At 47.6% G+C, this 15,362-nt stretch carries 12 protein-coding genes; 8 read left to right on the top strand and 4 right to left on the bottom strand.

Features of this window, described 5'->3' with window-relative positions:
* Nucleotides 1-88: 88 nt before the first annotated feature.
* Together SDE_RS05395 and SDE_RS05390 are read right to left on the bottom strand one after the other, a co-directional pair.
* Nucleotides 89-1,657 carry an MFS transporter gene (locus SDE_RS05395; protein WP_011467508.1) on the bottom strand — a complete coding sequence of 523 codons (1,569 nt, stop codon included), beginning with the start codon at nt 1,655-1,657 and terminating at the stop codon, nt 89-91.
* Nucleotides 1,658-1,957: 300 nt separating this feature from the next.
* Nucleotides 1,958-4,222, bottom strand: coding sequence for an alpha-glucuronidase family glycosyl hydrolase (locus SDE_RS05390; protein WP_011467507.1), 2,265 nt, complete (start codon nt 4,220-4,222; stop codon nt 1,958-1,960).
* Nucleotides 4,223-4,412: 190 nt separating this feature from the next.
* On the opposite strand from SDE_RS05390, the gene SDE_RS05385 reads away from it, so the two are divergent.
* The gene (locus tag SDE_RS05385) at nt 4,413-5,294 is read left to right on the top strand and encodes a DMT family transporter (protein WP_011467506.1); all 882 of its coding nucleotides are present in this window, start codon (nt 4,413-4,415) and stop codon (nt 5,292-5,294) included.
* On the opposite strand, the gene SDE_RS05380 is transcribed toward SDE_RS05385, so the two are convergent.
* Nucleotides 5,270-6,175, bottom strand: coding sequence for a hypothetical protein (locus SDE_RS05380; protein WP_011467505.1), 906 nt, complete (start codon nt 6,173-6,175; stop codon nt 5,270-5,272). The genes SDE_RS05385 and SDE_RS05380 overlap by 25 nt on opposite strands.
* A 147-nt stretch (nt 6,176-6,322) precedes the next feature.
* Here SDE_RS05380 and SDE_RS05375 point away from each other — a divergent pair, with 147 nt between their 5' ends.
* Genes SDE_RS05375 through SDE_RS05360 form a run of 4 tightly spaced genes read left to right on the top strand, consistent with a single transcriptional unit; the run spans nt 6,323 to nt 9,805 of the window.
* On the top strand, nt 6,323-6,655 hold the full coding sequence (locus SDE_RS05375; RefSeq protein ID WP_011467504.1) for a TfoX/Sxy family protein: 333 nt from the start codon (nt 6,323-6,325) through the stop codon (nt 6,653-6,655).
* A 31-nt stretch (nt 6,656-6,686) separates the two neighbouring features.
* Entirely contained in the window at nt 6,687-7,124 is a 438-nt protein-coding gene (locus SDE_RS05370; RefSeq protein WP_011467503.1) for a hypothetical protein, read from the top strand.
* 3 nt (nt 7,125-7,127) lie between these two features.
* The gene (locus SDE_RS05365) at nt 7,128-8,897 is read left to right on the top strand and encodes a monovalent cation:proton antiporter-2 (CPA2) family protein (protein WP_011467502.1); all 1,770 of its coding nucleotides are present in this window, start codon (nt 7,128-7,130) and stop codon (nt 8,895-8,897) included.
* Between the two features lie 38 nt (nt 8,898-8,935).
* A complete protein-coding gene (locus SDE_RS05360; protein ID WP_011467501.1) occupies nt 8,936-9,805 on the top strand; it encodes a 23S rRNA (adenine(2030)-N(6))-methyltransferase RlmJ in 870 nt (289 codons plus the stop codon).
* 142 nt (nt 9,806-9,947) lie between these two features.
* Here the strand turns inward: SDE_RS05360 and glk are convergent, their stop codons facing one another.
* The gene (gene glk, locus SDE_RS05355) at nt 9,948-10,907 is read right to left on the bottom strand and encodes a glucokinase (RefSeq protein ID WP_041324284.1); all 960 of its coding nucleotides are present in this window, start codon (nt 10,905-10,907) and stop codon (nt 9,948-9,950) included.
* Between the two features lie 310 nt (nt 10,908-11,217).
* Here glk and SDE_RS05350 point away from each other — a divergent pair, with 310 nt between their 5' ends.
* The 3 genes from SDE_RS05350 to pdsS are packed head-to-tail and all read left to right on the top strand — an operon-like array spanning nt 11,218 to nt 15,349.
* Nucleotides 11,218-12,504, top strand: a complete 1,287-nt coding sequence (locus SDE_RS05350; RefSeq protein ID WP_011467499.1) for a sugar MFS transporter — start codon at nt 11,218-11,220, stop codon at nt 12,502-12,504.
* Nucleotides 12,505-12,558: 54 nt separating this feature from the next.
* Nucleotides 12,559-13,251, top strand: a complete 693-nt coding sequence (gene pdsR / locus SDE_RS05345; protein ID WP_011467498.1) for a proteobacterial dedicated sortase system response regulator — start codon at nt 12,559-12,561, stop codon at nt 13,249-13,251.
* Nucleotides 13,252-13,276: 25 nt separating this feature from the next.
* Nucleotides 13,277-15,349, top strand: coding sequence for a proteobacterial dedicated sortase system histidine kinase (gene pdsS / locus SDE_RS05340; RefSeq protein ID WP_011467497.1), 2,073 nt, complete (start codon nt 13,277-13,279; stop codon nt 15,347-15,349).
* Nucleotides 15,350-15,362: the final 13 nt, after the last annotated feature.

Here is a 15,362-nt window from a genome sequence, read left to right as displayed (position 1 = left end):
TTCAAACTGCGAAAGGTTAAACCAACAGCCATAAAAAAACCGCCTAAACGGCGGCTTTTTATTTAAGCGATACGCTATAAGTGACGTATTACCCGCGTCGCGCAATAAGGTCTGCTTCAATTTCTGCCATTTTGGCGGTGTTTAGAGGGTAGAAAATAAGTACAAACACACCAAGGAAAGAAAACACAGCGGGAATCCAGCTAATAAGCAGACGCATGCCATCGGTAGCCTGAGCAATTGTGCTCTCATCGGTACCCACATAGCCATAGCGGGCAAGTACTAGCAAGACAATAGCACCGGCAAAACCACCGCCTGTTTTTTGGATAAACGAACCGGCAGAATAGGCTAAACCCGTCGCACGACGACCGTTTTTCCACTCAGAGAAATCGGAAGTATCACCAAGCATACTGAACACAAGCACCGGCATAAACGCTGCAAAGAATTCCGCAGAGCAACCCAATACAAACATCGCAGTAACTTGATCTGCCTCTAAAAAGAACATACAACCAGTTAAAATACCACTGACAATTAGCGATATATTAAACAGCGTTTTCTTACCGAGTAAGCGCGTTAAATAACCAGCAACAAATGCCGCCACCATAGAAACCACAAGTAACAAAATAAAGTAAAAGCCGGTTAAGCTCATACCAATTTCACGCGCCTCAAGCCAGTGGCTAAGCGCATTTTCGTTGCCCACATAATGCTTAAAGTAGTAAGCAATAACGCCATACTTAATACCGTTAAACATCATGGTTAAGAAGCCAAGGGCCAGTACCAACAACCAGGGCACGTTAGATATAAGGTCGACTAAATCGTTAGATGCCGCACTGCGCTCGGCAGCAGGTTTTGCAATTAAACGTTTAAAATAAATAACGGCAGCCACGGTAGTAACAACAAACGTTAGCAAACTCCACGCATTTTGATACACGCAAAAAAGCACAAAACCAACTAAGCCACTTACAAATACCATTAGAGTTTTAATGGTATCTGCACCACCTTCGCTCGAGTCGCTAGGGGGCGGCACAATACGCTCTTTGGTAGTGGCAAAGGTAATACCACACAACACCACCAATAAAACGGCAAACACGTACATGGTGTATTGGTAGCCGGTAGCTTCATCACCATTGCCAAAATAATCCACCAAACTTGGGGTAAAGCCCATTACCAACATGCCGCCAAGAAATGCCCCAGCAAACCGGTAACCAGAAAGCACACTGCGCTCTGTATGGCTGGATGTCATCACCCCCATAAGTGCAGAGTAAGGCACATTGTTGACGGTGTAAGCGAGGGTTAAGCCTATGTAAGTAAAGTAAGCCCAAACCAATTTCATAGCGGGGCTAAAATCGGGGGCGGTAAATGCCAACACCATAAACAAAGCTAAAACAGGTGCAGACCAAATAATCCAAGGGCGAAATTTACCATGTTTAGTATTGGTGCGGTCGGCAATCATACCCATACCAATATCGGTAATCCCATCGGTAATACGTACAGATAATAAAAGAAAAGCAGCAGCAGCGGCAGAAATACCCAAGGTATCGGTATAGAACACCGCCAAATAAGCCAGTGCGCCACGCCACACCAAGTTAGCCGCCATATCCCCCATGGCGTAGCCAGATTTCTCCATAACGGAAAGCTTTTGCATTGATGCAGTAGCCATTGTTAACCTCGATTATTTTGTAATTATTGTAGGGGTTAGCCCCAGTTTTTAGTGCCTTGTGCTGCCAGCACTTAATTCCCTATTCATTCCCTTAATGGGCTATTGGGTTGCGGCTCACATTATCACCAAGCCCAAAACTAATAAAGGATATAGCGCACGCAGCGCAAGGCAGATGCGTACATCATAGTGAAGGTAAAGTGAACGCAGGGGAAAGACTATTTTACAGAAGAATCGCTTACCGTGTGTTGTATAGCACCCATAACAAATAAGGTGCTACACAACAGCGGCAAAAAGATGAATTTAACGCCCGTCACCCGGCGCATGCGGGAAGCTTAACCCTTTATAGTATTCGAGCGAGTGCTTAGGTTTTGCAAAGCCCTCGGGTAGCGACTGCTTAGAATAGCTTTGAAAATACAGCACGCAGGCATCGCGCCACCACGCGGCTTCTTGGGTTTGAATAGCCAGCGCCATTTGTACTTGTTTGAATAGCTGCGGGGGGATATTAGCTTCTAGGCCATCCCACGTTTTGGCCATTTCTGCCACAGCCTGCGCGCCTAAATAGTAACGCGCTACCAGTTCATGCCACAGGCTATTGCCATTCGCTAATTCATAATGCCAAGGCAAATGATGAAACCACAATAGCAACTCGGTGGGCGTGGTTTTCGGGTCGCTATAGGCCTGCCGTAAAGGGGCGTGGTATTGCGCTATGACATTGCTGCCAGAAGCTGTTCTATCTTTGCCTAGCCCTGTGGCGTTTGCGCTATGATAGTAAACAGATGTCCAATCTTCACGCATCCAATCGGGTTTTTGCTCGCCTATCCACGGCGCTGGGCCGTAGTGGTGCCCCCACCCCATAATGTGATGCAGCCCCAGGGGCGTCATGTAGTTAACCGCCGTTTCGCGGCTGGCCATCATCATTGCGCGAATGGTGTTTACCGCTTTATCGTCGCGGGTGAGTGTCATGCGAATCCAATCATCGGCTATTTGCTTAGTGCTTACCTCGGGGTTCCACGCCAATTGGCCAAATACATACCAGTTGGCTTGGCCGAAAATATGGCCGGTCCAATTGCGATCGCTGCCAATATTAGCTACCCCAGCCATACCCGTTATACCGTGCCCGTAGAGCGAGCCATCGACCACCTTCGCAACAGTAGACCCTGCCCCCTTCGCATAGGTATCGGCCTTAAGTACTTCTTCGTACAGCGGCCCCAAGTAAACAAGGTGAGTACTAAACCCCAAGTACTCCTGAGTAATTTGAAACTCCATCATTAACGGCGTTTTGGGCATAGCACCAAACAGCGGGCTAAACGGTTCACGTGGCTGAAAATCAATTGGCCCATTTTTTACTTGCACCAATACGTTTTGCCTAAAGGTACCGTCTAATGGCTTAAATTCGTTGTATGCCTGCTTGGATCGCTCCACATTGGCTTCTACGTTATATACAAACGCGCGCCACATTACATTGCCGCCATGGGGTGCCAGTGCATCGGCCAACATATTTGCCCCTTGTGCATGGCTGCGGCCAAAGTCCCCTGGGCCGGGCTGCCCTTCCGAATTCGCTTTTACTAAAAAGCCACCAAAGTCGGGAATGAGCGAGTAAATTTCATTCGCTTTCGCTTGCCACCAAGCTTGCACATTTTTATCTAACGGGTCGGATGTTGGCAGCCCGCCAATAAGATTCGGCGAGCTAAACTTCACCGAAAGATAAACTTTAATGCCGTAGGGCCTAAAAATATCTGCCAGTGCTTTTACTTTTACAAGGTACTGCGGGGTAAGAATTAAGGGGTCGGCGTTAACATTGTTTAGTACCACACCGTTAATACCAATGGACGCGTTAGCGCGAGCGTAATCGTAGTAGCGCTGCGATTTGTAGTGCGGCAGCTTGTGCCAGTTCCAAATAGACTCACCGGCATAGCCGCGCTCCACATAGCGATCGAGGTTATCCCAGTGGTTAAGCACACGCAGTTTGGTTGCTGGGGCGGACTCAATAGCTAAATTAGAAACGGCCTGCCCTGTTTGCAGCAGCTGCAGTAGTTTGAATGTGCCATACAGCAGGCCTGCATGCGTGTTCGCGGTAACAATGGTGATAGGCTTGTCACGGTAACGCGTGGTTTTAATAAGGTACCCCTCTTGCCCTACTCGAGTTAAAGCATCGCCTAAAGCCAAAGAGCGAATAACAGCGCTTTCTTCTGGAGTTGCAACCAATAGCCGCGCCACAGGGTGAGCGAGGGAGTTATGGGTGTAATCACCCACTGGACCAGCCTCAACGCCAAGCATAGCGCCCAACGCTGCAGTAAGCTCTTGCCGAATAAAATCGGCAGTTGCAGCTTCGCCTTCTACCTGCCATGGGCTTAATGCTTTTATATAGCCCTCGCGTTCGCGGGTATTGGTAATTGGCTGGTAATCTAACCACAGCCCATATCCATCGCGGCTTTTAGCCGCTTCGGCGACACTAAACTGCAAGCAAATAGCTGCAAACATGGCAAACTTAGCGGCATTTACCCCCAAAGTAGCCATTAATCTACAACATTGAAACTGACGCTGAAATAGACGTTGATTTATCACTGTAAAACCCTTTAGCTTGTATACAAGCGCTAGCTTACCAAACTTTGTGTAAAATATTCGATATGACTATTTGTTTGAAAAGGCGCATTGCCGCCAATTATTATGATAATTAGTCACTGTTAGGGCGCGCTAAGCACTGATTTGCCGCTATAATGGCCACTCATATGTGGCTGTATTTAGAGATTTGACTATGAACCCGCAGAAAACGGGGCTTTTGAGTTTATATTTTGGTATTTTTTTGATGAGCCTTACCGGCTTATTCGCCAAATCGATTCCGCTTGACGCCACATCTATCACCCAACTTCGCAGCACCGTAGCTATAGTCGCCTTATTTATTTACTGCATGCTGCGCGGCTCATCGCTTCGTTTAAAGTCGTTTAAAGAAGCTGCTGGTATATATGGGCTGGGCATTTTTATGGCCATCCACTGGGTAACCTACTTTCACGCCATGCAGGTTTCAACTGTGGCTATTGGTATGTTGTCGCTGTTTAGCTACCCGGTTATCACCGTACTGCTTGAACCATTATTTCAGAAAAAACTGCCCGCCCGCGCCGATCTAATAGCCGGTGCATTGTCTTTTACGGGTGTGGTTATTCTAACTATGGATGACTCTACCGGCTTAGGTGGTGCTGCGCTAACGGGCGCTGCATGGGGCATTTTTAGCGCTTTGATATTTTCTGTTCGCAATATACTGCAAAAATATACCTACCCAGATGTGCCCAGTGGCACCTTAATGTTTCATCAGGTGGTGGCCACCGCGGTAATACTTATACCCTTCGTAGATTTTGGTTCTGTGGCCAGCCTAGAATTAGATAAGTGGGCACTCATTGTCGCCCTAGGTGTGCTGTGTAGCTCTATGGCGCACACTCTGCTGGCGCTAAGCTTAAAACGCTTACCAGCTAAATCTGTAGCGCAAATTAGTTGCTTACAGCCCGTGCTTGGGGCGCTACTTGCTTGGTTTGTGCTAAAAGAAACCATTGCACCGCAGGTGCTTGGCGGCGGCGCACTAATTCTTGCGGTGGCCGCATGGGAATCTTACAAACAATCCTATAGGCCTAGAGCGGTTAGCTGAGGCTCTTGAAGCCCCATTTGCTCTTTAAGAGTGGGGTTTTCCAATACAATCATTTTCGACTCTTGTTCGCGCAACTGCTCCACTAGCTCGCCGTAATAATGATCAAATAACGCATCGAATGAGCCATCTTTCGCCGCCAACGCCAGCCCCTTGGTTACGCGCTCTGCTAGCAGTGAGTGCTTACCACTTATTTGAAACAATACAGGCCACGGGTAGTAAAGCATTAAGTCCGGCGCGATAGTTAAGTCGAGCTTATCGCCATCAAATGCTGCCAATGTGGCTTTTGCCTCCACTACGCCTAATGGCAAGCAGTCAAAACGCCCCAGCGAAAGCATTGCAAACAGGTTAGAAAACAGCCCTTCATCCATCACCTGAAGCCCGTTGTGACGGTAAATTGCAACATCGGGCCAGCTGCGCCCTTGACCAATTAATATTGGCTTAAGCTCCTCTTTATTGGAGATTTGCTCAAACCGCGCTAGGTCTTTCTCTCGAATAACAAGGTTGCGATACCCCAGCAACCCCTTAAGCAAAGGAATGGGCACCTGCACAATTTTAGTTTCTACCTCGCCCACTCTAGCGCGATATGGCGCTGCATATATATTTATTAGTTCGCCACGCGCCAACTCGTGACGAGCCCTATCGGAGCCTAAATCGGCCTCTAAGCGCGTAATATTAAACGGAGGGTAGTCGGCGGCGGTTTTATCTAGAGCCAATAGCAAAAGTGCCAATTCGTAGGGGTCGCGCGCGGCAGTGCCGTTCCAATAGCGAATTTGCATCACATCGACTTCTTGGATCGCACTGCCTTGCACCCCGCTTGCAGCAAGCACAAGCAGCCAAGCAGACACCCTCAATAACAGATGCAACTTACGCCAAACGCGCATAAACCGCTGCAACCTGAAACTTTGAGCTAAAATTAATAAGAAAGCGTTTAATCATGCAATTAACTATAGCCTAATGATCAATCTTACAACAACAACGCTTTATGACCATGCAAGCTAAATAGAGCACCAATTAATAAGGGAACTGTTATGGCTTTTGATACAGCACTAGTAAATAGGTTACGCACCCATTTTGATGGTCGCGACGATATTATAGAAAAACGCATGTTTGGTGGAATGGCCTTTATGCTGGGCGGGCACATGTGCGTAGGCGTACTTAACGACGCCTTAGTTGCGCGCATTGGCCCAGACCAACATAAAGAGTCGCTCGCCAGTATGTACGCCTCGCCATTTGATTACACAGGTAAACCATTAAATGGGTTTGTATATGTTGCGCCCGAAGGCATAAGCACAGACAATGACTTAGCCGATTGGGTGAGCAAATGTGAAGGATTTGTTTTTACGCTGCCGCCCAAGCACTAAAGACAAACCTGCCATATTTTAGTAAACATTTATGACCATTGAGCGTGAGCAACAAACGGCACAAGCCATTAACACATCTCTACAACAAAGCGCTCAAAAGTTACAACGACTTGCCGAACAAGGTAAAGACGTTAGCCCCGCTGCTGCGCGTAAAATAGAGCAGCGCTTAGAAGACTTGCAGGCAGATATAGACAATGTAAGCGCCCCCATGCTGGCTTATAAGCTGCGCCGTATAGCCGACTCAAAAATGCTCAAACAAATGAGCGATGCGCCCGCTGCCGCACCGGCGGCGAAGTCAAAAAAAGCAATCAAGTCTGCAACAGCAACATCTGCTTCCGCGCCCGACGCTTATCAATCAACAACTTTTCAATGCAAATCCGATTTAGACTTGTGCCTAGTAAATAGTAAAAACGCATTGGACAAGGCGCTGTGTTACGCTCTGTTCATCCGTTGCGCCATCAAAGGTTAATTCATGGACCACAGTACAATATTTAACGTTCTCGCGTATTTGGGCGCGGCAGTGGTTGCCGTACCTCTTTTCCGCAAACTGGGCCTAGGGGCTATTCTTGGCTACCTGTTTGCCGGCGCCGTTATAGGCCCGCAGGGTTTTCAGTTTATCGACCACCCCGAGTCGGCATTACATTTCGCCGAGTTTGGCGTCGTCATGCTGCTATTTCTTATTGGCTTAGAGCTAAACCCCGAAAAACTATGGAACATGCGTGTGCAAATTGGCTTGCTAGGTGGCGGTCAATTATTAATTAGCGCGTTAATAATAGCGGTTAGCCTAGTAGTGGGTATGCAGTGGGGCTGGCACCTTGCCATTATTACCGGTTTAACGCTTGGCTTGTCTTCCACCGCTTTTGCCGTACAGCTTATGGATGAACAAGGGATTATGGGTACCGCCTTGGGCCGCAAGGGCTTTTCTATATTATTGCTGCAAGATATGGCAGTTATTCCACTGTTATTACTCGTAAGCGCATGGGCACCAACTAGCATTGAGTCAACCAGCGGCCACGCCCTACCTTGGTGGTCGGGGTTATGTGCCGTTATTGCCGTGTTGCTTATTGGCCGCTTCGCCCTCGGCCCCATTCTTACGTTAGTAGCCCGTTACGGCAGTAAAGAGGTGCTTACCGCAGGTTCGCTGCTAATCGTATTGGGCACCGCGGTACTTATGCAGTATGTGAATTTATCTATGGGAATGGGCGCCTTCTTAGCGGGCATTATTTTAGCTAACTCTAGTTTTCGCCATCAGCTAGAGGCAGATATAGAACCGTTTAAAGGCTTGCTACTAGGCTTGTTTTTTATTGCTGTAGGCATGAGCCTAGACCTGCAACTTTTACTAAAAGAACCACTCGTTATTTTAGGTTTAGCCCTAGCACTTATGTTGGCCAAAGCCACCGTTATTATGCTGCTAACCCAGCTGCGCGCCTGCACATGGAAAGAAGGCTTTTTACTTGGCTTAATGCTGTCGCAGGGCGGTGAATTCGCATTCGTTGTAATGACCAAAGCCGTTGGCCTTAACGTTATAGATCAAAGCCTTGCAAACTACGTGGTTATGGTGGTGGGCATTTCAATGGCACTCACCGCCCCACTGGTTATGCTATTTAAGCGTTTTATTCACAAACCAATACCTGCCAACACCAATTACGATGCCGCCACCGGTGAAGAACCAGAAGTTGTGATTGCAGGGTTTGGTCGTTTCGGCCAAATAGTGGGGCGCATACTGGTAGCCAACAACATACACTTTACCGCACTAGACAAAGACCCAACCCACGTTGATTTTGTTAAACAATTCGGTAATAAAATATTTTTTGGCGATGCTGCACGCATGGATCTACTGCGCGCAGCGGGTATTGATCACGCACGAGTACTTATTATTGCCGTAGACGATATGGAAGATGCCACACGTATAGCACAACAGGTGCGCCACGAATTTCCCAAACTAAAAATTATTGCGCGAGCTCACAACCGTATGCACAACTATCAACTCGTTGCTGCAGGCTGTAATGAAATAATTCGCGAAACATTCGAAAGCAGCTTACACGCCGCGCGCAGCACGCTTGTGGCCCTAGGTGTTAATGACGGCCAAGCAATGTTCAAAGTAGAACTATTTCGCATGCACGACGAAGAGCTTATTCAACGCGCGGCCAAACACAGAGATGACATGCCAGAATTACTAAAAATTGCACAGGAAGGCCGTAAAGAATTAGAGCGGCTATTCGAACAAGATAAGCACAATTAAACTTATTACCTCATTCAAGATATTGGAGCACCACTACATTGTTGTCATACCTACACGGTTACCACGCGGGTAATTTTGCCGACGTACATAAACATTGCACGCTCATGCTGCTGTTAAAAAAACTGCACGCTAAGAACACTCCCATCACCTATATAGACACACACGCAGGCGCAGGGCTGTATGCCTTAGATGACGAAAAAGCGGAAAAAACTAGAGAGAGCCAACAGGGTGTGGATGCGCTATTGGCGAGTAAAACCGGCATTACTCACAGCGCGATTAAAGAATATTTGCACTTGCTGGCAAGCGTGAGATTAAGCAAGCAACATACCTTAGGCGAACAAGCCTACCCAGGCTCGCCAGCCATTGCACAAGCTTTATTGCGCGAGCAAGATTTCGGCATTCTTATGGAGTTGCACAACAACGAAGTGGGCAAGCTGAAGCAACATTTTAAACGCGACACACGCCTCAGCATTCATCATCGCGACGGCTTCGAAGGGCTGGCGGCACTCACACCACCAAGCACAGCCCGAGGCTTAGCGCTTATCGACCCGTCGTACGAACTCACTAGTGACTACCACCAACTCATTACCAGTTTACAAACCGCTACCGCGCGCTGGCGCACAGGTGTGTTTGCCGTTTGGTACCCTATTTTAGCCGGCGAAAAAAATCACGCCGATTTCATCAAGCGCAAACTCGCACAGCTAGATGTAGCAAGTGTACTAAACAGCGAATTACATATTTATACGAAGGAAGAAAACGACGGAATGATAGGGTCAGGCATGGCGATTATAAACGCCCCATGGCAATTAGATGCCGAACTGGAATCTCTATTACCCGAGCTAGAAACACTACTAGCACAAAGCAGCAAAGTTAAATATAAGGTGGAATGGCTAAAAGAAAAAGCCTAGCAAATGCTAGGCAAAACTTTATAAAAGTAACCAACTATTGAAGTAGTTTAGTTGGAGAAAGCGTATAAAAAGGGTTGCGTGTTAATAACATTAAGTGCACAAAAACAAATTATTAACACGCGAATTTTTAACTATAAAAAAATTAAAGTTGATCCAACCAGGCAGCCGCACCAACAAATGCGGTGTACTCGTAGCTAATTAAATTAACGGGAATATTTTCCACATAGTGGCTCATTACACCCTTTTCAGAAAAGCGCTTAACAAAATCACTAGATTTAAAATAATCAATGAAGCGCGGCAACACACCACCCGCTAAATACACCCCGCCTTTTGCGCCGTAAGTTAGTGCCAAATTACCTGATAGCGAACCGATAAAGCTGCAAAATAAATCCAACGTTTCTTTGCACAAGTCGTCAGTGCCATCTAGCGCACCTGCGGTAATATCTTTTGGCTCGTAGTTTTTTGGCGTTTCACCGCGAACGGTAGCCAATGCACGATACAAACGCACAAGGCCTGGGCCGGATATAAACGTTTCTGCAGATACATGCCCGTGTTCGGCCATAGCTGCGCGAATAACTTCGCACTCTAACTGCGTTGCTGGCGCAACATTTACGTGGCCACCTTCACTAGGAATAGGCAACCAACTATCGCCTGCACACGCCAAACCTGCCACTCCTAAACCAGTGCCAGGGCCCAAAATGGCCTTGTTGCCTTTTGGGTCCATTGTGCCGGCTTTAATTTCTATTAAGTTATCGGCTTGCAAGCTGCTGGTTGCCACAGCCAATGCGCCAAAGTCGTTAAGGGTATCGTATTTATCAAACCCAAACTCTGCCTTCACCGCCGCTTGGCTAAACTCCCAATTTAAATTGGTCATGCGCGCATTATCGCCATCAATGGGGCCGGCAATAGCCACACAAGCAGCCTTTGGTTTTTCACCACCAAGGGTATCAATGTAATGCTGCATTGCATCCTGCAAACGCGGGAATTCACTGCCGTTTAATATTTGAATCTGCTCTAAATTAAACGCATTACCTTTTTTGCCTGTTACTAAAGCAAAACGCGCGTTAGTGCCGCCAATGTCTGCAACGATATAGGGATACATGAACATTACGCTCCATTAATAAGATAAATACATGTTCCAAGCTTTATTTCTCGTTATTAATTTAACGAACGTAAGCACAAAACAATGAAAATTTGTGGCGCCACTCTAGAGAAACCAGAGAATCTCGTCAAGAAAGTACATCAGTGCTAGACAAAACCGGCTGCGCTAGCAAGAATGTGGCCCCCCAAGCTTTATATTGTTTAAAATTTGGGCACACAATAAAAAACGAGGAAAGCATCGCCAAACCATAATGGCGAGCACATTACATAAAAAAATCACCTTAGCTACGACCATTATCTGAGAGGACACCATGGCCAGTATTCCAGGCACATCAGAAGCACCGACAACGCCTATGGCAGAGTCAACACAAGAAAATCATACAGTACCGTTAATCATCCTTACGTCATTATTTTTTATGTGGGGCTTTTTAACGGTAATGAACGATGTTCTTATCCCGCACCTTAAAAATTATTTTGATTTAAGTTATACCCAAGCAAGTTTGATCCAATTTTGCTTTTTTGGCGCCTACGGCATTATGTCCATTCCCGCCAGCATGATTGTGAAACGCATCGGTTATCAAAACGGCGCCGTGCTGGGTTTAATTATTGCTGGCCTTGGCTGCTTTATGTTTTTCCCCGCTGCAGAATTAAGCGTTTACGCTATTTTCTTAGGTGCACTGTTTGTACTCGCAAGTGGTATCACCATTTTGCAAGTTTCAGCCAACCCATACGTTACCCGTTTAGGCTCACCCTCTGGCGCATCGCAACGATTAACACTCACCCAAGCGTTTAACTCTTTGGGTACTACCATTGGCCCTAAAGTAGGTGGTTTGTTAATTTTGGGCGGCGTAACTTACGGCGCAACAGAACTTGCCACCATGGATGCAGAAGCGGTAACGGCCTATTACAAGTCCAAAGCTGATGCAGTGAAAATGCCTTATGTGTTTATGGGCCTAAGCTTAGTCGGCCTTGCTGTATTCTTCCGTTTTATGAAATTGCCAAAAATTGTGGATGCTGAGCTAGCTCCAGGCGGGCAATACAAAAAAGCATGGGAATACAAACACCTTATTTTGGGCGCTGTTGGTATTTTCATGTATGTGGGTGGCGAAGTGTCTATCGGCAGCTGGTTAATCAACCTATTGGCCGACCCAAATGTTGCTGGGCTTGATGAAGAACACGCATCCGCACTGCTAATGTATTTCTGGGGTGGCGCAATGGTTGGCCGCTTTGTTGGTGCATTTTTAATGACATCCGTAGCACCGCAAAAACTGCTTACCATCTGCGCAATAGTCGTTGTGGCTTTGCTGTTCAGTACGTCATTCACATCTGGCAAAGTTGCGATGTACTCGGTTATCGCAATAGGCTTGTTTAACTCCATTATGTTCCCAACTATCTTTAGTCTTGCTCTTAACCGTTTAGGCGCGGCGACAAGTGAAGGTTCGGGCATTTTGTGTGTGGCCATTGTGGGCGGCGCATTTATACCTCTAGCACAAGGCGTATTAGCCGATAGCGTTGGCATTCAGTTGTCTTACCTATTGCCAATTGTTTGCTATGCCTACATTGCATTCTATGGCTTTAAAGGTTACAAAGCGGATTAATCTTTCCGTGTGCCCCTGTTGCTTGCGACAGGGGCTTAGTTACCGAGTAGAGCTATGCCCCGTCATATTGTTATTGTTGAAGACGAAGAAGCCATTGCCCAAAACTACTGCGACGCACTGCGACGTCAGGGCTATAAAGTTACCCATTACCGCACGCGCCCCGAGGCAACCGAAGCCTTTGCGGCCCGCCTGCCCGACCTAGCCATTATTGACGTTGGCTTAGGCGAAGAAATCGAAGGCGGCTTTGACCTATGCCGCGACTTGCGCAGCCGCGCACCGGAACTCCCTATAATTTTTCTCACCGCCCGCGACAGCGAATTCGATGTAGTGTCTGGTTTGCGTCTTGGCGCCGATGATTACCTCACCAAAGACATAAGCCAAGTGCACATGCTTGCACGTATTACTACGCTATTTCGCCGCATAGACGCGCTGCAAAAACCACTGGCCAAAGAGACAAACATTCAACGCGGCTCACTCACCATGAACATGGACAGAATGACCGCCCACTGGAATGACATTGCGGTAGATTTAACCATTACCGAATTGTGGATTGTGCACGCGCTTGCCCTGCACCCCGGCCATGTAAAAAACCGTCAGCAGCTAATGGATGCCGCCAACGTAGTGCTTGATGACAACACAATCACCTCCCACGTAAAGCGAGTACGCAAAAAGTTTAAAGCGATAGACGATAATTTTGATGCCATCCAAACCGCATACGGCATGGGCTACAGATGGCTAAACCAATAATAGTTTTAGCCAACGAGTAATAGCCGTGCGCCTGCGCAAACAACTGTTTTTTGTAAGCCTAATTACCCTTACCCTACCTTGGGCTGGCTGCCAGTACGTAAAAGAAATGGAACAAACTCTGCGCACAGGGCAAAGCGAGGCCCTTACTGCCACTGCTATGGCCGCAGCAGCCCGCCTAAGTAGCGACCCAGCCGCTGTAATGCAATTGCAACAGTTAGGCACCCCCGCTGGCTTAACGCCGCTGTACGCCCACCCTATGGCCACTGCCGTAGTACCCGACGGCTACGACGATGAATGGGTAACTGCTGGCCTAGCAAGACAAGGGCTCGCCGCCCCCAGTGGCGAAAAAGCCCAAATAGTGGCCGGTAGCTACCAGCGCTCACTGTATTTATTTCTGCGCAGCTACAACAACCCCAAACAATACTATTCACCTTCACAGCGCTCGCCCATTGAAAGTGATCACCTACGTATAAAACTGCGCAATGAACTAGGCCAAGAGCAAACACTGCTGGTATACACCAGCGTACCCGGCCGCGCATCTGTCGACCGACTTATAGAAAACAACCGCACCGTGGCCGAGCACAAAGTAATTTGCCACTGGCTGGAGTGGCAAGATGGCTATCACATTGAACTAGAGCTACCACTTACGTGGGCCAAAGGAGGAATAGAAGTTTACTTAACCCAAGCACTAGCAAGCGACGCCAGCAAACAAGCATTATTGAGCAACCGTCAAAACAATCAAACCGCGTTAATAGCACCGCTCATCACACCGTCTGAGATTTTGGCCAACGAGCTAGCGATATTTAGCCGCACCGGCGTGCAACTTCATGTTGCGTCTTCCGGCGTAAAACGCCTTGCGAGCACCGGCAACCTCAATGCACCGGCCAGTAAAAAATTAAAAGAACAACACGGTTTAATCAGTTGGCTATATACCCTTGCTTTGGGTAACGACAAATTACCAGAGCTAGATAACGTGCAAACAAGCGGACAATTTGAAACGCCCGAAGTGAGCTTGGCGCTGCAAAATACATCTGCACAAGGCGTATATCAAAAAGGCGCCAAACGCCTTTTGCGCGTTGCCGTACCTATTTTGGCCAACGGTGATAAAAACGCCCAACCATTGGGCGTTGTCATTGCCGATCAAAACGCCGACTCGCTGGCCACTATGACCAACAGCGCTTTTAACCGCCTAATTATGTACTCTTTAGGCACAGTCTTTATAGCCGCATTCGCGTTAATTATTTACGCAAGCTGGATATCCATGCGTATTGGCCGCTTAAGCCAAGCGGCAGTAAACGCGGTGAGCGAAACCGGAAAAATATCGGACGACTTCCCCATTTTAAATAGCAAAGATGAAGTGGGCGATTTATCTCGCAGCTTTGGCCAGCTACTTGCTCGACTGCGTGAATACACCCATTACTTGCGCACCCTTTCTAGCAAACTTTCCCACGAGCTGCGCACGCCCTTAGCTATTGTGCGCTCATCGCTCGACAACCTTGAACATGTGAAACTTTCGAAAGAAGCCAAGGTATACGCCGAGCGCGCGCGCGAAGGTACGCTGCGGTTATCTAGCATTTTAAATTCCATGAGTGCCGCCAGCCGTGTAGAGCAAGCAATAAGCGGCGCAGACATAGAAGATATTCCCGCCAATGAATTGCTTAGCAGCCTAAAAGCCGCCTACGAAGATGTGTATAAACACGTCGACTTTAAATTAAATATTCGCGACGATGGCCAAGATTTTACCTTGCGTGGCTCTGGTGAATTACTGGTGCAAATGCTCGATAAACTGGTAGATAACGCGGCCGACTTCTGCCCGCAGCAAGGGCTAATAGAACTGGGCCTGTACCGCAACAATAATCACATAATGATCACTGTGCGCAACGATGGCCCACCCCTGCCTAGCCATATGCACGGTCAGCTTTTTGATTCGATGGTATCGGTAAGAGATAAAACAGATGAGCGCCAGCACCACCTAGGATTAGGCTTGTACATTGTGCGTCTTATTGTAGATTTTCACCGCGGCGAAGTGCAGGGTTACAACATTCCAGACAATAGCGGTGTTATTTTTGAAATAAAATTACCCGTAAAAGGCAGCTAACAGCGTAGGCTGA

Origin of the sequence: Saccharophagus degradans 2-40, from assembly GCF_000013665.1 — a bacterium.
GTDB classification, from domain to species: domain Bacteria; phylum Pseudomonadota; class Gammaproteobacteria; order Pseudomonadales; family Cellvibrionaceae; genus Saccharophagus; species Saccharophagus degradans.
This window is presented reverse-complemented; position numbering and strand designations above follow the sequence as displayed.